This is a genomic window from Jiangella alba (assembly GCF_900106035.1).
Classification (GTDB): domain Bacteria; phylum Actinomycetota; class Actinomycetes; order Jiangellales; family Jiangellaceae; genus Jiangella; species Jiangella alba.
On the sequence record NZ_FNUC01000003.1, the window covers coordinates 150,336 to 168,197 of the forward strand.

Below are 17,862 nucleotides of genomic sequence, written 5' to 3' on the forward strand. Positions count from 1 at the left end.
CTTTGCGCTAGTTGGCCGCTTTGCGGCGGTGCGCCGCTTGGCGGCCGTTGGCCGTCCCCCTGCTGCCCATTGTCTTGGCCGCGCACGCGCGCCTCAAGTCCGCGCCGTTGTGGTCGGTGTTCGCTGTGGTCGGGGGCTTTGGACTTGACCCGCGCGCACGCGGCCAAGAACGTTCGCCGCCAGTCGCGAGCCGCGAGTCGCCAGCCGCCAGCCGCTAGCGGCCACCCGGCCGCCAGCCCTTGGCCTCCCGACGACTCGGTGGTGGGCAGGCTCGGCAGAGTGGCAGGCCGGTTCACGAGAGGCCGGCCAACGAATGGCTCGACGAGGTCAGCGGGCGGCGAGCTCGCGGCCGGCCGCCGCTGCGCCGTTGAGGACCCGTGGCGCGGACGGACGGCGGGCCAGGTGCCAGCCGGCGCGGAGGGCGCGGCTGTCGAGCACCACGACGAGGTCGGCGCCGGTGGCGGCGGCCAGCGCTTCGGGCCGCGAGCGCAACCGGGACCAGTACCGCGCCGCCAGCCGGCCGGCCTTGTACTGGCGCACCAGCTTGCGCAGCCGCGAGACCGGCCGGGCCGGAGCGGGCGCCACTGGGGGAGACGGGGGAGCAGGAGCCGCCGCGGCCGGGGCGGCAGCCGCCGGAGCGGGCGCAGCCGCGCCCGACCCACTCAACACGATGACGTGCGGCACGACGTCGGCGACGGGGCCGAGGGGCGGCTGCCACGAGATCAGCGTCAGCTCGAGGTCGTCGCGGCCGAGGTCCTTGGCGACGGTGGCCAGCTGGGCGTGGCCGAGCTTCCCGGTGCCGAGCAGGGTGACCTTCACGACGCGGCCTCCACGGCGACGGGTGCGCCGCGCAGGGCCTCGATGCGCGGGTCGAGCTGGAGGTCGCGGCGGTAGCCGGCGCCGAACGCACGGGCCTGCGCGCGCTGCTCGGGCGTGGCCGAGCGGGCGGCCTCAGCGGCCGCGGCCAGGGCGGCGGCGACGGTCTCGGGGCGCAGGTCGGCGACCGGGAACCAGAGCGGGTGGCCGCGCAGCACGTCGGTGGCGGCGTTGCCGGGCTCGTGGACGGAGACGACGGGCAGGCCGGTGGCGAGGTACTCGAACACCTTGCCGCTGGTGACGTAGCGGCCGGCGCCGAGGATCAGCAGCAGCACGTCGAACCCCGCGTAGGTGGCGGCGATGTCGGCCTTGCCGACCGGGCCGCGGTAGCTGACGCCGTCGGCGGAGGCGGAGTCGATGACGGCCAGCAGGTCGGGCCGCGGCTGGCCGTAGAAGCCGAGGTAGCCGTGGATGCGGGCCTCGGCCCCGGCCAGCGCCGGCGACGTGGCGCGGCCGTGCTGCCAGCCGCGGACGAACTCGGCCAGCGGCACCTTCGGTGTGACGGTGCCGACGTAGCCGAAGACGACGGGACGGTCGCCGACCGGCGGCCGCTCGCCCGTGGGCGCCGGCGCCAGCTCGGCGTCGAAGCCGTTGGCGACCGTGTGCATGCGATCGGCCTGCGCCGGGTAGAGCCGCCGGTGCCAGTCGCGGATCGGGTCGTTGACGAACCACACCTCGCGCGCGCCGGCCACCAGCCGCCGCTCCCAGCGGGCCGCCCGGCTGCGGGGGGAGTGCAGCCGCCCGCCGCTGAACACGTCCAGCAGCCAGGCGTCGCGGTAGTCCATGACGTACGGGACGCCGTGGCGCCGGTGCAACCGCCAGGCGGCGGTGAACGCGACGTGCGGGTTGGCGGTGGCGAGGACGAGGTCGACGGGGTCGGCGGCGTGGATGCGCTCGGCGGCGGCCTCGATGACGCGGCGCCACGGGCCGTAGCCGACCTCGGGGAACGCGACGGTGTCGCGGCGGGCCCGCCATTTGGCCCACGCGCGCGGGAACCGGGCCCGGAACCGCGACCAGCGGCGCAGGTCGGGCTCGTGGACGGGCCACGCGAACGGCACCCGGACCACCTCGACGGCGGGATCGATGCGCGCCTCGAGGGTGGGGTCGGTGCCGGTGAACCGGACGAAGGTGTCGCGCTCGACCGTCAGCACCGTGACGCGCCAGCCCAGCCGGGCGAACCGGTTGGCGGTGGCGAGGCCGCGGTAGACGCCGCCGCCCCGGCAGGGAGGGAAGCCCCAGGCCACGTAGAGCAGGTGCGGCCGGCGGTCTTGGGGCGCGCCGGAGCGCCCCGAGCTGGCGTGCGTCATCATGTCACGGACAGGCTACGACACCCGGAGGGCTCCATGGCACTGCGCACGGCGGCGAAACGCTGGCTGCCCGGCGCCGTCGTCGACGCGCTCGCCGAGGCCCGGCGGCGGGTCTCCTGGCTGCGCCGCCCGCTGCCGCCGCAAGAGCCGTTCCCGCAGGTCCGTGCGGTCACCGCGCGGCTGCTGGTGGGCCCGACGAACTCCGCCGGCCAGGGCTGGGCGTGGGCCCGGGCCGCCGAGCGGGCCGGCGACGACGTCGCGGCGGCCTGCTTCGCCATCCGGCGCAACAGCTACGGGTTCGCCGACGACTACGGCGTCCCGGTGCCGGTCTACGCGCACCCGGCGTGGCAGCGGGCGCACGAGCAGTACGTGCTCGGCACCTTCACGCACGCCGTCGTCGAGTCGATGCGGCCGCTGTTCGGCGCCCGGCACGCCCGCGACGCCAGCGGCGACATCGCCGTGCTGACGGAGGCCGGCCTGCGGGTCGCGCTGGCCTTCCACGGGTCCGACCTCCGGCTGCCCAGCCGGCACGCCGAGCGCGAGCCGTGGTCGCCGTTCCGGGTCCGCGACGACCTCACCGCGCGGCTGGAGGAGCAGGCCCGCCGGCACGCCGCGTTCGCGACGGAATTCGTGGCGGGCGGCGGCGCGGTGCTGGTGTCCACCCCGGACCTCTTCGACGACCTGCCGGACGCCACCTGGCTGCCGGTCGTCGTCGACCCCGACCGCTGGCAGGCGCCGCCGTCGCCGGGCCGCCGCCGTCCCGTGGTGGTGCACGCGCCGTCGAACTCGCGGCTCAAGGGCACCGAGGCCGTCGAGGCGGCCATGCAGGCGCTCAGCGCGCAGGGAGTCGTGGAGTACCGCCGGCTCGAGGGCGTCCCGAACGACCGCATGCCGGACGCGCTGGCCGAGGCCGACATCGTCGTCGACCAGCTGACCATGGGCCTGTACGGGGTCGGCGCGTGCGAGGCGATGGCGGCCGGGCGCACCGTCGTCTCGTACGTCGGGACGGCCGTCCGCGAGCGGGTCCGCGAACGCACCGGGCTCGACGTCCCGATCGCCGAGGCCACCCCCGACGACCTCGCCGACGTCGTCGCCGCGCTGGCCGCCGACCCGGACGCCGCGGGGGAGCTCGCGGCCCGCGGTCCCGGCTTCGTCCGCGCGGTGCACGACGGCACGGTGTCCGGGACCGTGCTCGACGATTGGCTTCGGCAGACGACCCGATGATCTGATGGGAACCGGCGGAGCGTCTCTGCGAGACTGGGTATATTCGCCGATCGGCCGGCAAACAGCCCCGGGAGCTCCCGGGGCCGATATCTCGTGAAGGGCGTGGAGGGCAACACGGTGGCTCGGGGAACAGACAGGCGCCGAGACGACCGGCCGGAAGTCGAGGACGACGCACCCGCCACGCGAGACGGGTTCCCGCCGCGGCTCGACGCGCCGGTCCGGCTGCTGGTGGGTCCGGCCAACTTCGCGGGCCAGGGCACCCGCTGGGCGCGGGCGCTGGAAGAACGCGTGCCCACCGCGAAGGCGACGTCGTACGCCTTCCTCAAGGGCGTCCTCGACTACCCGGTCGACTACGGCATCCCGGCGGGCACGTACCGGCGCAGCCGCCGCTGGCAGCAGAAGTTCCTCACCCACGTGCTGCAGAACTACACCCACGTGCTGGTCGAGGCGTCGCGGCCGATCTTCGGCACCTGGCACGGCCAGGACGCCTCCTTCGACATCCCGCCCATGCTGGCGAAGGGGCTGCGGGTCGGGCTCATCGCGCACGGCTCCGACGTCCGCATCCCCAGCCGGCACGTCGAGACCGAGCCGTGGTCGCCGTTCCCCGACCTCGAGGACGAGACCGTCGAGCTGCTGGAGCGCAACTCCACCCGCGCGGTCGAGCTGTTCACGTCGTACCCCGGCGCGGTCTACGTCTCCACCCCGGACCTCCTCGACTACGTGCCCAACGCGGTCTGGTGCCCGGTGGTCGTCGACGTCGCCACCTGGCGCAGCGACGCGCCCGTGCTCGAGCACGAGAAGCCGGTGGTGGCGCACGCGCCGAGCAAGTCGGCCATGAAGGGCTCGGAGCTGATCGACCCCATCATGGAGAGCCTGGCCGAGCGTGGCCTCATCACCTACCGCCGGGTCGAGGGCGTCGACCCCGAGGACATGCCGGGCGTCTACCGCGACGCCGACATCGTCCTCGACCAGTTCCGGGTCGGCAGCTACGGCGTCGCCGCGTGCGAGGCCATGGCGGCCGGCCGCGTGGTCGTCGGGCACATCTCCCAGCACGTCCGCGACCGCGTCCTGGCCGACACCGGCCTCGAGCTGCCGATCGTCGAGGCCACGCCCGACACCATCGAGCAGGTCGTCCTCGACCTCATCTCGCACCCCGGCCGCGCCCGCGAGGTGGCCGCCAGCGGCCCGGCCTTCGTCGAAGAGGTGCACGACGGCCGCCGCTCGGCCGAGTCGCTGGCGCCGTTCGTCGAGCGGCCCGGCGCCGTGCCGGCCGAGTGGAAGCCGTCGTGGATCCGCCCCAAGGTCGTCATGATGGCCGGCAACGACATCATCCCCGACGCGCGCGTGCTCAAGTACGCGCAGACGGTGGCCAACTGGGACCTCGACGTCACCTGCATCGGCATTCCCGGACGCCGGCTCAAGGGCGCCCGCGAGCTGGGCCGGGTGCACGTCCTGTGCCCGCCCATCCAGTCGAAGGTGCTGGTCACGGGGTGGCGTAAGCGGCTGGCCAACCTCCGGCCGTGGTTCACCACCGAGGCCGAGTACACCCTGGCCTACGGCCGCTGGCAGTACGCCAGCCGGGAGCTGCGCGGCGACCGCGGCCGCGACCGCCGCGACTCCGGGCGCGCCGACGGTGTCGACGCGGCGCCCGCGGGCCGGCGTTCCACCCGCGACCGCCTGCTGCGCGCGGCCCGCTGGCGCACGCTGCGGCTGCACCGCGCCGTCCTCGACGCCCGCGCCTACCCGGTCCGGCGGGCGAAGCGGAAGAGCCCGCCCACCGACCTCGGCATCGGCAAGCGGCGCGAGCGGCTGCTGCAGCTCTACCGCTACCTGCCGTCGGGCCGCTGGCGCCGGGTGATGCCCGAGGTGGTCGACCAGGAGCTGACCCTCGGCCCGCTGCTGGACCGCCTGCAGCCCGAGGTCATCCACGTGCACGACGTGTTCATGCTCGGCATCGCCGCCCGCGCGGCGCACCGGGCGGCGCTCGACGACCGCACCATCAAGATCATCTACGACGCGCACGAGTACATCCCGGGCGTGCCGGTGGTGGCGCCGCGCCGGGTCGCGGCCTACAGCGACCTCGAGCGCGAGTTCATCCACGACGCCGACCGCGTCATCACGGTGTCCGAGCCGCTGGCCGGCTGGCTGCAGCGCGACCACAAGATGGCCCGCCGGCCCGACGTCGTCCTCAACGCGCCGGTCGAGCCGCCCGAGGACGCCAAGGTCAAGGGACTGCGCCAGCACCTCAAGCTGCCCGACGACGTCCCGCTGCTGGTCTACGGCGGCGGCGTCAACCGCGCCCGCGGCGTCGGCACGGCGGTCGAGGCGCTGCCGCAGCTGCCCGGCGTGCACCTCGCCGTCGTGGCCCGCGCCAACCCGGTCACCGCGGAGCTGCAGGCGCGCGCCGTCGAGCTGGGCGTGGGCGACCGCGTGCACCTGGCGCCGTTCGTCGACGCCGAGGTGGTGCCGCTGTACCTGCGCTCGGCCACCATCGGGCTGAGCCCGCTGCTGCACGCGCCCAACCACGACATCGCCGTCACGAACAAGTTCTGCGAGTACATCGCCGCGGGACTGCCGATCATCACCAGCGACACCCCCGCGCAGGCCGACCTCGTGCGCGAGCTCGACCTCGGCGCGGTGCACACCGCCGGCGACGTCGACGACTTCGTGCGGGCGGTCCGCACGGTGCTGGCCGACCGCGACCGCATCGCCAAGCGCATCGCCGACGACCCCCAGCTGCGGCACCGCTTCTCGTGGGCGGCGCAGGCCGAGGTCATCCGGTCGGTGTACGCCGAGGTCATGGAGAAGCTGCCCGACGCCGCGTGGGCGCCGGGCGCCACCGTCGTCAACCGGCTGATCCCCGACCCGCCGGAGCCGCCCGAGACCAAGTGGCGCGCCTTCAAGGAGGCGGCCCGCGTGGCCGAGCGGGACCACCAGGAGCAGGAGAAGAAGCAGCGGTGAACGTGCGCATCATGGCCTCGGCCGACGTCGACGACAACGCCGAGATCGGCGCCGGGTCGTCGGTCTGGCACCTGGCCCAGGTCCGCGAGAAGGCCGTCCTCGGCCGCGACTGCGTCATCGGCCGCGGCGCCTACATCGGCACCGGCGTCCGCGCCGGCGACAACTGCAAGGTGCAGAACTACGCGCTGGTCTACGAGCCGGCGGTGCTCGAGGACGGCGTGTTCGTCGGCCCCGCGGCGGTGCTCACCAACGACACCTTCCCGCGCGCCGTCAACCCCGACGGCAGCGCCAAGAGCGCGGCCGACTGGGACGCCGTCGGCGTCACGCTGCGCGAGGGGTGTTCCGTGGGGGCCCGGGCGGTATGCGTGGCTCCGGTCACCGTGGGACGATGGGCTACCGTAGCCGCCGGAGCCGTCGTCACCCGAGACGTCCCTGATTTCGCGCTGGTGGTCGGTGTGCCGGCGCGGCGGGTCGCGTGGGTGGGGCGTGCGGGCGTCCCGCTCGAGGACGCCGGCGAGGGCACCTGGCGGTGTCCGCGCACCGGCGAGCTGTACATCGAAGAGCACGGGCACCTGCGGGAAGCCGGTCAGAGCACGGAGGACAACGCATGAGCACCAGCCCGATCCCCGCCGCGAAGCCGATCATCGGCGACGATGAGCGCGAGGCGGTCGACCGCGTGCTGCGCAGCGGCATGATGGCGCAGGGACCGGAGGTCGCGGCCTTCGAGCAGGAGTTCTCGGCCGAGCTGGTCGCCGGGCGGGCCTGCGTGGCGGTCAACTCCGGCACGTCCGGCCTGCACCTGGGCCTGCTGGCCGCGGGCGTCGGGCCCGGCGACGAAGTCATCGTCCCGTCCTTCACGTTCGCCGCCACCGCCAACTCCGTCGCGCTCACCGGCGCCACCCCGGTGTTCGCCGACATCGAGCCGCGGTACTTCTGCCTCGACCCCGCCGCCGTCGAGGCCGCCGTCACCGAGCGGACCGTCGGCATCATGCCGGTGCACCTCTACGGCCACCCGGCCGACCTCACGGCGCTCGGCGACATCGCCGAGCGGCACGGCCTGAAGATCTTCGAGGACGCCGCCCAGGCGCACGCCGCCACCTGGAAGGGCGCGCCGGTCGGCTCGTTCGGCACCTTCGCCATGTTCAGCCTGTACCCGACGAAGAACATGACGTCGGGCGAGGGCGGCATGGTCAGCACCGGCGACGACGACCTCGAGCGACGGCTGCGGCTGCTGCGCAACCAGGGCATGCTGCGCCAGTACGAGAACGAGCTGGTCGGCCTGAACAACCGCATGACCGACATCCACGCCGCCATCGGCCGGGTCCAGCTGCGGAAGCTGGCCGGCTGGACGAAGCAGCGGCAGGAGAACGCCGCCTTCCTCGACGCCCACCTCGACGGCGTCGTGGTGCCGCCGGTGTCCGAGCACGCCACGCACGTCTACCACCAGTACACCGTCCGGGTGTCCGGCGACCGCGACGGCTTCGCGGCCGCGCTGCGCTCCGAGTACGGGGTCGGCTGCGGCGTGTACTACCCCATCCCGAACCACCGCCTGCCGTCGTTCGGCCGCGACGCCGACCTCCCCGAGACCGAGCGCGCGGCGGCCGAGGTCATCTCGCTGCCGGTGCATCCGTCGCTGAGCTCGGAAGACCTCGACCGCATTGTGACCGCCGTGAACACGCTGGCGAAGGCGGGTGCCTGATGACCAACCTGCGAGCCGGGCTGATCGGCCTGGGCATGATGGGCCGGCACCACGCGCGGGTGCTGCGCTCCATCGACGGCGTCGACCTCGTCGGCGTGGCCGACCCCGCCGGCGACCCGCACAAGGTGGCCGGCGGGCTGACCGTCCAGCCCGACATCGAGGCGCTGATCGAGACCGGCCTCGACTACTGCGTCGTCGCCACCCCGACCGCCTACCACGAGGAGATCGGCCTCGCGCTGGCCGCGGCCGGCGTGCACGCGCTGGTCGAGAAGCCGCTGGCCAAGGACAGCGAGGGCTCGGCCAAGCTGGCGGCGGCGTTCCAGGCGGCCGGGCTGGTCGGCGCCGTCGGGCACATCGAGCGCTACAACCCGGCGCTGCAGAGCCTGCGGTCGCGGCTGCTGGCCGGCGACCTCGGTGACATCTACCAGATCATCACCCGCCGGCAGGGCCCGTTCCCGGCCCGCATCGCCGACGTCGGCGTCGTCAAGGACCTCGCCACCCACGACATCGACCTCACCGCCTGGGTGGTGGGCTCGCCGTTCGTGTCCGTCGCGGCCCGCACGGTGCACAAGAGCGGCCGCGCCCACGAGGACCTCGTCGCCGTCACCGGCCAGCTCGCCGACGGCACCGTCACCAGCCACCTGGTCAACTGGCTGTCGCCGATGAAAGAGCGGGTCACCATCGTCACCGGCGACCGCGGCGCCTACATCGCCGACACCCTGCACGCCGACCTCACCTTCCACGCCAACGGCTCCATCCCCACCGCCTGGGACGACCTCGCCCAGTTCCGCGGTGTGTCCGAGGGCGACGTCGTCAGGTACGCCATCGCCAAGCCCGAGCCGCTGCGCACCGAACACGAATCGTTCCGCGACGCCATTCTGGGCAAGGAATCGGATATTGTCACAATGCAGCAGGGCCTGGCGACGGTGGAGGTCGCCGAGGCCGTGCTCGATTCCGCCCGGGAAGGCACGACCGTGCGGTTGCCACACTAGGTAAGGACCTAAGGGGGGTCCGGTGACGCACGGCACGGTGCATTCCGGTTCCGAACGGCGCCCGGCGACGGGCGCCGTCCGCTTGCCCTGGGTCGACATCGCCAAGTCCGCCGCCATCGTGCTGGTGGTCTTCTACCACGTAGGGCGGGTCGGCCTGGGCGCCGCGCCCGGCACCGTCGGCCCGGCCACGCGTCCGTGGCTCGACCTCAACATGGTGCTCGTCCCGGTGCGGATGCCCGTGTTCTTCCTGGTGTCCGGGCTGCTGGCGGCGTCGGCGCTGTCCCGCCCGTGGCCGCGGGTGCTGCGCGGCAAGGTGCTGGACCTGCTCTGGCCGTACGTGCTGTGGACGGTCCTGTTCGGGTTCGTGTGGGTGCACGCGTCGTTCCCCGACGACCCCGGCACGTGGTTCTGGTACAACCTGCGCATGCTGCCCTTCGGCGGCCTGGCCTACTGGTACCTGAGCCTGCTGATCGTGTTCTTCCTGGCGGCCAAGGCGCTGCGGCGGCACCCGGTCCCCGTCCTGGTGGGCTCGCTGGTGCTGCTGGCGGCGGCGCCGGCCATCGGCACGCTGGTCGACGCGAACGGCGACCAGTCCGGGACGGTCAACGTCATGCGGCTGGCGACGTTCGCCGTCTGGTTCTTCGCCGGCGCCTACCTGCCGGCGCTGGTGCGCCGGGTGGCGACGGCCGGCGGTCCGGGCGGCCTGGTGACCGCCGTGGCCGGTTACGCGCTGCTGGCCTACCTGTTCTACTACGACCACGCGCCGGGCGGCGTCGAGTTCTTCCTGGCCCCGGTCGGCGTGCTGGCGTCGGTCTGGGCGGCCGTGGCGCTGGCGCGGTTCGGCTGGATCCGCCGGCTGGCCGGCTACCTGTCGCGGCGGACGCTGGCCATCTACGTGCTGCACCCGATCCTGATCCACGCCACGGTGTGGGCGGCCCGCAGTTCGGGCGCCGACCCGCTCGGCGACCTCGACAACGTCGTGGTCGACTTCCTGTTCGTGCCCACGTTCGCGCTGCTGGTGACGGCGGTGGCGGTCGGGTTCTACGACCTCGCCGGACGCATCGGGCTGGGCTGGCTGTTCCGCTGGCCGCTGCGCCCGGCCGTCAGCGCTTCGCCGTCATCGCCTGGTTCAGCCGTTCCCCCAGCACCGGAGCCAGCGCCGCAGCGTACTCCCGCGTGAGGTGGCTGTAGTCGCGGTACACGATGATGTCGCCGACCACCGGGTAGCAGTACTCGTCGTCGCAGAATCGGTCGGTGAGGTCGACGGCGTGCACCTTGGGGTCGTCGAGGCGTCCGACCTCGACGACGGCGGCGTCGTCGGGGAGGTCGGCGGTGGACGTGGCGCAGTCGATGAGGCTGTCCGGGTGCGCCGACAGGCAGGTCGGGACGTACTCGCCCTGCGTCGGCGGCACGTCGCGGAGCACGATGACGTCCTTGCCGGAGTCGGTCCACTGCTGCCAGATCGGCGCGAAGCCGTCGTGGGCGGGGTCGTCGAACTCGGTGCCGCGGGCGTCGGTGAACTCGTAGGCGTTGGTGTACGACGACGTCAGCACCATGGAGATGGAGTCGTCGGCGGCGATCTCGTCGCGGACCTCGCGCACCCAGCTGTCGCAGCTGTCGGCGGCCTCGCCGGTCTGCTCGGAGTCGAGCACGCGCCGCGCGGCCGTCACGGGGCAGGAGCTCTTCAGGTAGGTGACGACGGTCCAGTCGCTGGACTCGCCGATCAGCTCGATGGCCGGTAGCCAGTGGGTGGCGTGGGAGTCGCCGACCACCGCGATGACCCGCTTGGGGTCGGGGCCGGTGTAGCCCTTCTCGCAGCGGATGACGTCGGGCTCGGTGATGGCCTGCTGGCACTCCTGGTAGTCCGAGCGGCGGTTCTGCTCGACCGCCACCTCGGGCGGCGGGATGAGCGGGCCGGACCCGATGGGGTCGCAGTCGCTGCCGGGCGCGAGCGCGCCCGGTCCGACGCACGGCTCGGCGGCCGCGTCGGCCGACAGGACCGCCTCGGCGCGCTCCTCCGCCTCGGCCTCGCGGCGGTCGAGGTCGTTGGTGACGGCGACGGTGCCGGCCACGACCACGGCCATGCCGGCGGCGGCGAACGCGAACGAGCGCCACGGCGCCGCGGCCAGGAACGTCCGCGTGCGCAGCGGGTCCTCGACGAACACCTTGCTGAGCCAGGCCAGCAGCAGCGTGGCCGCGAGGATGCCCAGCTTGTCGCCCCAGCGCAGCTCGGTGCCGGTGACGTGCGGCAGCACCACGATGAGCGGCCAGTGCCACAGGTACACCGAGTAGGAGATGTCGCCGACGAACGTGACCGGGCGGCGGGTCAGCCACCAGTGCGGCGCGAACCGGCGATACGTCGGCCCGGCCGCCATGACGGCGACGGTGCCCAGCACCGGCAGCAGCGCCACCCAGCCGGGGAACAGCGTGGCGCCGTCGTACGCCACGCCCGCGACGACGATGGCGACCAGCCCGGCGGCGGCGATCAGCGCGCGGACGATGCCGCGGCGGGCCGGGCGCACGGCCAGCAGCGCCAGCAGGGCGCCCGCGGCGAACTCCCAGATGCGGGTGGGGGTGACGAAGTAGGCGGCGGCGGGGTCGGCGTTGGTGGCGATGATCGACCACGTCAGCGACGCCGCGCCGAGCACCGCGATGCCGCCGGCCAGCAGCCGCCGGGTGGACCACCGGATCCAGGCGCGCCGGCTCAGCACGACGATGGCCAGCACCAGCACCGGCCACAGGACGTAGAACTGCTCCTCGACCGACAGCGACCAGTAGTGCTGCGCCAGCGTCGGCGCGTTGTCCTGGGCCATGTAGTCGACCGCGTCGCCGGCCAGCGCCCAGTTCTCGACGTAGAGCGCGCTGGCGGCCAGCTGGCGCGCGGTGTTGGCCCACTCGGTGGCCGGCAGCAGCGTGACCGTCGCGACCGCTCCCAGCGCCAGCACCAGCAGCGACGCCGGCAGCAGGCGGCGGATGCGGCGGGCCCAGAACCGGCGCAGCGAGAGCGTGCCGGTGCGCTGGGTCTCGCGGTGGATGTGGTCGGTGATGAGGTAGCCGGAGATCACGAAGAACACGTCGACCCCGACGAACCCGCCGCTCAGCTCCGTCGGCCAGAGGTGGAAGAACACCACCAGCAGCACGGCGACCGCGCGCAGCCCCTGGATCTCCGGGCGGTGGCGGGCCGTCGGCGCGCCCGTGGCGGTGCGCTGCCGGTCCGGCGTCGCGGGCTCGGGCGCCTGCTCGGGGCGGACCTGGGCGTCGGTGCTCATGCCGCGCCACCGCCGAGCAGCGCCTGGACCACCTGCCCGGCGGCGTGACCGTCGCCGTACGGGGTGCCCTGCGGCGCCGACGGGACCGGCCGGGTGACGGCGTCGGCGAGGTCGGCCGGCTCGGGCACCAGCACGTTCCAGCCATCGTGCAGGGTCTCGAGCCACTCGGTCTCGGTGCGCAGCGTGCTGCACGGGCGGCCCAGCAGGTAGGCCTCCTTCTGCAGGCCGCCGGAGTCGGTGACGACACCGGCGGAGTGCAGCACGGCCGCGACCATGCCCGGGTACGGCAGCGGCGGCGCGGTGTGCAGGGCGCTGCCCGGACGGTCCAGCTCGATGCCGAACTCGCGGCAGCGGGCCACCAGCCGCGGGTGCGCCAGCAGCAGCACCGGCACCGGCAGCCCCGCCAGCGCCTCGACGACGGCCGTCAGCCGCTTGGGGTCGTCGGTGTTCTCGGCGCGGTGCACCGTGGCCGCGACGTAGCCGCCCGGCTCGAGGCCGGACGGCAGCTCGGGCGGGGTGTCGCGCACGGCGTCGCGGACCCGGAAGCAGACGTCCGTCATGACGTCGCCGACCCGGACGGTGCGCTCGGCGAGGCCCTCGCGGGCGAGATTCGCCACCGCGACGTCGGTGGGCGCGAGCAGGAGGTCGGCCGCATGGTCGGTCAGTACCCGATTGTGCTCTTCCGGCATCGCCCGGTTGAACGAACGGAGCCCGGCCTCGAGGTGCGCGACCGGAAGGTGGAGCTTGACCGCGGCCAGCGTTGCGGCCAGGGTGGAGTTCGTGTCGCCGTAGACGAGCACCCAGTCGGGGCGGCGGTCGGCGAGCACGCCGTCCAACGCCGCCAGCATGGCGCCGGTCTGCGTGCCGTGGCTGCCCGAGCCGATGCCCAGGTGCACGTCGGGAGCCGGGATGCGCAGGTCGGCGAAGAACACGTCGGACATGTTCGCGTCGTAGTGCTGCCCCGTGTGCACGATGACGTGCTCGTGTCCGCCCGCCGTCAAGGCCTCGGCCACGGGAGCGAGCTTGACGAATTGCGGGCGGGCTCCGACGATGCTGAGCACCTGCATGGAAGTCCGTCCTCGAAACCAGTGCACGACCCCGACACCGGGCAAGGCCGCGAGCCAACCCCGGTAGCCTATACGCCGGACCGCATCCGCCATCACGACCGAGGTCATACGTGAGAATCACCGTCGTCGCCCTGGGCAAGATAGGGCTGCCGTTAGCCGTCCAGTTCGCCACCAAGGGTCACGAGGTCATCGGCGTCGATGTCAACGAGACCGTCGTCGACCTCGTCAACAAGGGCGAAGAGCCGTTCCCCGGCGAGGACCAGCTGGCCGAGAAGCTGGCCGAGGTGGTGAGCGCCGGCCGGCTGCGGGCCACCACCGACTACGCCGACGCCGTCCCCGGCAGCGACGCCGTCGTCCTCGTGGTGCCGTTGTTCGTCGACGACACCACCGGCGAGCCCGACTTCGGGTGGATGGACTCCGCCACCCAGTCGCTGGCCGAGAACCTGACGCCGGGCACGCTCGTCTCCTACGAGACCACGCTGCCGGTCGGTACCACCCGCAACCGGTGGCGGCCGCTCATCGAGAAGGTGTCCGGGCTCACCGAGGGCACCGACTTCCACCTGGTGTTCTCGCCCGAGCGGGTGCTCACCGGGCGGGTCTTCGCCGACCTCCGCAAGTACCCCAAGCTCATCGGCGGCCTCACGCCGGCCGGCGCCGACCGCGCCCGCGAGTTCTACGAGGCCGTCCTCGACTTCGACGACCGCGCCGACCTCCCGCGCGGCAACGGCGTCTGGGACCTCGGCAGCGCCGAGGCGGCCGAGATGGCCAAGCTCGCCGAGACCACCTACCGCGACGTCAACATCGGCCTGGCCAACCAGTTCGGCCGGTTCGCCGCCGCCAACGGCATCGACGTCTTCCAGGTCATCGAGGCGTCGAACTCGCAGCCGTACAGCCACATCCACCGGCCCGGCATCGCGGTCGGCGGCCACTGCATCCCCGTCTACCCGCGGCTGTACCTGTGGACCGACCCCGACGCCACCGTCGTGCGGGCCGCGCGTGAGGCCAACGTCGGCATGCCCGAGTACACCGTCGGCCTGGTCGAGGCCGCGGCCGGCGGCTCGGTCGACGGCCTGCGCGTCGTCGTGCTGGGCGCGGCCTACCGCGGCCGCGTCAAGGAGACCGCCTTCTCCGGCGTCTTCCCGACGGTGGCGGCGCTGCGCTCGCGCGGGGCCGAGGTGCTCGTCCACGACCCCATGTACACCGACGACGAGCTGCGCGGGCTCGGCTTCGCGCCGTACCACCTCGGCGAGCCGGCCGACGCCGTCGTCGTCCAGGCCGACCACCCCGAGTACGCCGAGGTCGGCGCCGCCGACGTCCCGGGCGCCAAGATCCTGGTCGACGGCCGCGACGTCACCGACGCCGCCCGCTGGGACGGCGTCACCCGCATCGTCGTGGGCCGGGCGTCGTCACCGGCATGACCACCGTGTCGGTGCCGGCTGGACGAGCCCCTGTGCGCCCGTCCGGCCGGCGCCCGTTCAGCCGGCGCCCGGCGGGGGAACGTCCGGCGGGGGAACGTCCGGCGGGGGAATGCCCGGCGGGGGAACGCCCGGCGGGGGAACGCCCGGCCGGGGAACGCCCGGCCGGGGAACGCCCGGCCGGCGGAGTCGCGACTGGTTCGCCCACGCCGGACACCCATCGGCCGGATCCGTATGCGTCGGGTCCGCAGGCGTCGGACTCGGGTCCGTTTCGTCGGCGCGCGCTCTGTCAGTGCCCGCCCGTAGGGTGGGTCCCACCCGGTAGGGGCGGGTCATGACTACGCCTGAATCGAACACGTCGCAACCGGGCACGTCGGGTTCCACCGCCGCCGACGCCCGTGCGCACGTCGTCATGCTGGTGGCCAACGACGTCGTCACCGACAGCCGGGTCAAGAAAGAGGCGCAGGCCGTCGCCGACGCCGGGTACCGGGTCACGGTGCTGGGCGTCGCGGCCGACGGGCGGCGGTCGCTCGAGGTGCTCGGCGACGTACTGGTGGTCCGGGTGCCCGTGGCGTTCCAGCTGCGCGACGAGCGCGACCGCAAGCGCCGCTCCCACCGCGACTGGCGCCCGCCGTACGTCGGCTACCCGGTGAAGTCGGCACAGACGGCGCGCAAGCAGGCGCTGAAGGCCCGGCGCGTCGAGCTGAGCGGCCGGCCCGGCGCGGGCGGCCTCGGCCAACGGCTGGCCGCCGCCCGGTTGAGCGCCGCCGAGCGGGCCGCCTGGCTGCGCGCCGGCGTCGGCAACCGCGCCGACAAGCTGTTCCGGTTCGGCTGGCGGGCGTGGGACGGCGTCGCCGCGCGCACGCCGTGGCCGGCCCGCTGGCGGCTGGTGCACCCGCAGGCCTACGACTACGAGCTCGCCTTCGGGCCGCTGCTCGACCAGCTCGCGCCCGACGCCGTCCACGCCCACGACATGCACGTCATCGGCGTCGCGGTGCGTGCCGCCGAGCGGGCCCGTGCCGCCGGGCGCCGGCTCCCCGTCGTCTACGACGCGCACGAGTACGTCCCCGGCCTGTCCCGCTACGGCCCCCGCACGCCGCGGTTCATCGCCGCCTGGGCCCACCACGAGCGCGAGTACATCGGCCGCGCCGACCGCGTCGTCACCGTCAGCCCGGCCATCGCCCGCACGCTGCGGCAGCGGTACCGCCTCGACCGCGAGCCCACGGTCGTCATCAACTCGCCGAGCATGACCGAGCTGGACGGCGGCGACGTCCCCGGCCTGCGCGCCCGCGTCGGTCTCGCGGCGGACGTGCCGCTGCTGGTCTACAGCGGCGGCGTCACCAAGGCGCGCGGCGTCGAGACCGCCGTCGAGGCGTTGCCGTCGCTGCCAGGTGTCCACCTGGCGGTCGTGTCCGTCCCGCACATCGAGATCGCGCCCGTACACCAATTGCGCGCGCTGGCCGGACGCCTCGGCGTCGCCGACCGCGTCCACTTCCTCGACCCCGTGCGGCCGCACGAGGTGGTCGCGTTCCTGTCGTCGGCCGACGTCGGGCTGATCCCGATCCTGCGCTACCCCAGCCACGAGATGGCGCTGCCGAACAAGGTGTTCGAGTACGCGTTCGCCGGCCTGCCGGTGGTCACGAGCGACATGCCGAGCCTGACGGAGTTCATGCGGCAGTCCGGCATCGGCGAGGTCTACCGCGTCGGCGACGCCGCCGACCTCGCGGCCAAGGTGCGCGCCGTCCTCGCCGACCCCGCGCCGTACCGCGCCCGGCTGGAGCGGCCGGAGTTCCGCCGGGAGGTGTCCTGGGAGGGGCAGGCGCAGCACCTGCGCGAGCTGTACGCCGGCCTGCTCGGGACGGCGGCCGCGACGACGGTGCCCGCGGTGGCGGCCACGACGGCGGCCGAGGCCACGGCGCCGCACCTGCTCATCGGCCCGTCCAACAGTGCCGGCCAGGGCTGGCGCTGGGCGCGCGCCGTCGAGCGGTACGCACCGCCGGCGACGGCCGAGAACCTCATGACCGAGTCGGGCTCGTTCGCGTTCCGCGCCGACCACGTCGTCACGGCCGAGCGGTTCCAGCACGACGCCGCCTGGGTGGTCGAGTTCGCCGGCCATGTGCTGCGCACCGCCACCCACGTGCTGTTCGAGGCGGCCCGGCCGGTGCTCGGCCAGGCCCGCGGCCAGCTGTTCGTCGAGGACCTGCCGACGCTGCGGGCGGCCGGCATCGCGGCCGGCGTGATCCTGCACGGATCCGAGGTCCGCGACCCGCGGCGGCACCGCGAGCTGTTCGGCCACTCGCCGTTCGCCGACCCCGACGACCCGCTGACGCAGCGGCTGCAGCAGGCCACCCGGGTCGTGCTCGGGCACCTGCGCGACTTCGACGGCCCGCGCTTCGTCACCACGCCCGACCTCCTCGACTTCGTCGACGGCGCCCAGTGGCTGCCGGTCGTGGTCGACGTCGACGACCTCGCCACCGACCGGCCGGTGCTGGACCGGCCGGTGCCGGTGGTGCTGCACGCGCCGTCGCGCGGGGCGCTCAAGGGCTCGGCCGCCGCCGACCCCGTCCTGCGCGACCTGCACGACCGCGGCCTGATCGAGTACCGGCGCATCGAGGGCATCGCGCACACCGAGCTGATGGCCCAGCTGCGCGACGCCGACGTCGTCGTCGACCAGCTGGCGCTCGGGTCGTACGGCGTGCTGGCCTGCGAGGCGATGGCGGCCGGACGGGTCACCGTCGGGCACGTCGCCGAGCACGTCCGGGCCGCGATCCCGGCCGAACTGCCGATCGTCGAGGCCACGCCGGACGACCTCGGCGCCGTCGTCGAGCGCCTGGTCGCCGAGCGTGAGGCCGCGGCCAAGACCGCCTCGGCCGGCCCCGACTACGTCCGCCGGTTCCATGACGGCCAGGCATCGGCGCGGGTCCTGGCGCCGTTCCTGGGCGTCGCGGACTGATCCGAATCGTCCGAACGATTCACCCCAATCGGTTGCGTGTCTCGTGTTACTGGTGAGACTGTTGTTGCAGCAGTAGTCATCTGAAGCATCACAGCTGGT

The 17,862-nt window shown here is 73.9% G+C and carries 12 protein-coding genes; 8 read left to right on the top strand and 4 right to left on the bottom strand.

What is annotated here, in order from left to right:
* Positions 1 to 327: 327 nt before the first annotated feature.
* Together BLV02_RS03585 and BLV02_RS03590 are read right to left on the bottom strand one after the other, a co-directional pair.
* Complete coding sequence (locus BLV02_RS03585) at positions 328 to 819, bottom strand: hypothetical protein (protein WP_069110463.1); 492 nt, start codon at positions 817 to 819, stop codon at positions 328 to 330.
* Positions 816 to 2,186 (bottom strand): glycosyltransferase, encoded by a 1,371-nt coding sequence (locus BLV02_RS03590; RefSeq protein ID WP_069110462.1) that lies wholly within the window; start codon positions 2,184 to 2,186, stop codon positions 816 to 818. Before BLV02_RS03590 ends, BLV02_RS03585 begins: the two co-directional genes overlap by 4 nt.
* 33 nt (positions 2,187 to 2,219) lie before the next feature.
* Between BLV02_RS03590 and BLV02_RS03595 the strand changes: the two genes are divergently transcribed.
* The 6 genes from BLV02_RS03595 to BLV02_RS03620 all read left to right on the top strand — a co-directional run bounded on the left by BLV02_RS03595 (position 2,220) and on the right by BLV02_RS03620 (position 10,239).
* Entirely contained in the window at positions 2,220 to 3,407 is a 1,188-nt protein-coding gene (locus BLV02_RS03595) for a glycosyltransferase (protein WP_069110461.1), read from the top strand.
* Positions 3,408 to 3,524: 117 nt separating this feature from the next.
* Positions 3,525 to 6,368 carry a glycosyltransferase gene (locus BLV02_RS03600; RefSeq protein WP_141711485.1) on the top strand — a complete coding sequence of 948 codons (2,844 nt, stop codon included), beginning with the start codon at positions 3,525 to 3,527 and terminating at the stop codon, positions 6,366 to 6,368.
* Positions 6,369 to 6,379: 11 nt separating this feature from the next.
* Positions 6,380 to 6,979, top strand: coding sequence for an acyltransferase (locus tag BLV02_RS03605; RefSeq protein WP_069110727.1), 600 nt, complete (start codon positions 6,380 to 6,382; stop codon positions 6,977 to 6,979).
* Positions 6,976 to 8,067 (top strand): DegT/DnrJ/EryC1/StrS family aminotransferase, encoded by a 1,092-nt coding sequence (locus BLV02_RS03610; protein WP_069110459.1) that lies wholly within the window; start codon positions 6,976 to 6,978, stop codon positions 8,065 to 8,067. Before BLV02_RS03605 ends, BLV02_RS03610 begins: the two co-directional genes overlap by 4 nt.
* Positions 8,067 to 9,059, top strand: a complete 993-nt coding sequence (locus BLV02_RS03615) for a Gfo/Idh/MocA family protein (RefSeq protein ID WP_069110458.1) — start codon at positions 8,067 to 8,069, stop codon at positions 9,057 to 9,059. The genes BLV02_RS03610 and BLV02_RS03615 overlap by 1 nt, the downstream gene beginning before the upstream one ends.
* Before the next feature lie 22 nt (positions 9,060 to 9,081).
* Positions 9,082 to 10,239, top strand: coding sequence for an acyltransferase family protein (locus BLV02_RS03620; RefSeq protein ID WP_069110457.1), 1,158 nt, complete (start codon positions 9,082 to 9,084; stop codon positions 10,237 to 10,239).
* Here the strand turns inward: BLV02_RS03620 and BLV02_RS03625 are convergent.
* Together BLV02_RS03625 and wecB are read right to left on the bottom strand one after the other, a co-directional pair.
* Positions 10,163 to 12,328 carry an acyltransferase family protein gene (locus BLV02_RS03625; RefSeq protein ID WP_069110456.1) on the bottom strand — a complete coding sequence of 722 codons (2,166 nt, stop codon included), beginning with the start codon at positions 12,326 to 12,328 and terminating at the stop codon, positions 10,163 to 10,165. The two genes, BLV02_RS03620 and BLV02_RS03625, sit on opposite strands and share 77 nt — an antisense overlap.
* Positions 12,325 to 13,395, bottom strand: coding sequence for a non-hydrolyzing UDP-N-acetylglucosamine 2-epimerase (gene wecB / locus BLV02_RS03630; RefSeq protein ID WP_069110455.1), 1,071 nt, complete (start codon positions 13,393 to 13,395; stop codon positions 12,325 to 12,327). Before wecB ends, BLV02_RS03625 begins: the two co-directional genes overlap by 4 nt.
* 110 nt (positions 13,396 to 13,505) lie before the next feature.
* Here wecB and BLV02_RS03635 point away from each other — a divergent pair, with 110 nt between their 5' ends.
* Positions 13,506 to 14,813, top strand: a complete 1,308-nt coding sequence (locus tag BLV02_RS03635) for a nucleotide sugar dehydrogenase (RefSeq protein ID WP_069110454.1) — start codon at positions 13,506 to 13,508, stop codon at positions 14,811 to 14,813.
* A 331-nt stretch (positions 14,814 to 15,144) separates the two neighbouring features.
* Entirely contained in the window at positions 15,145 to 17,763 is a 2,619-nt protein-coding gene (locus tag BLV02_RS03640) for a glycosyltransferase family 4 protein (protein ID WP_141711484.1), read from the top strand.
* Positions 17,764 to 17,862 lie beyond the last annotated feature (99 nt).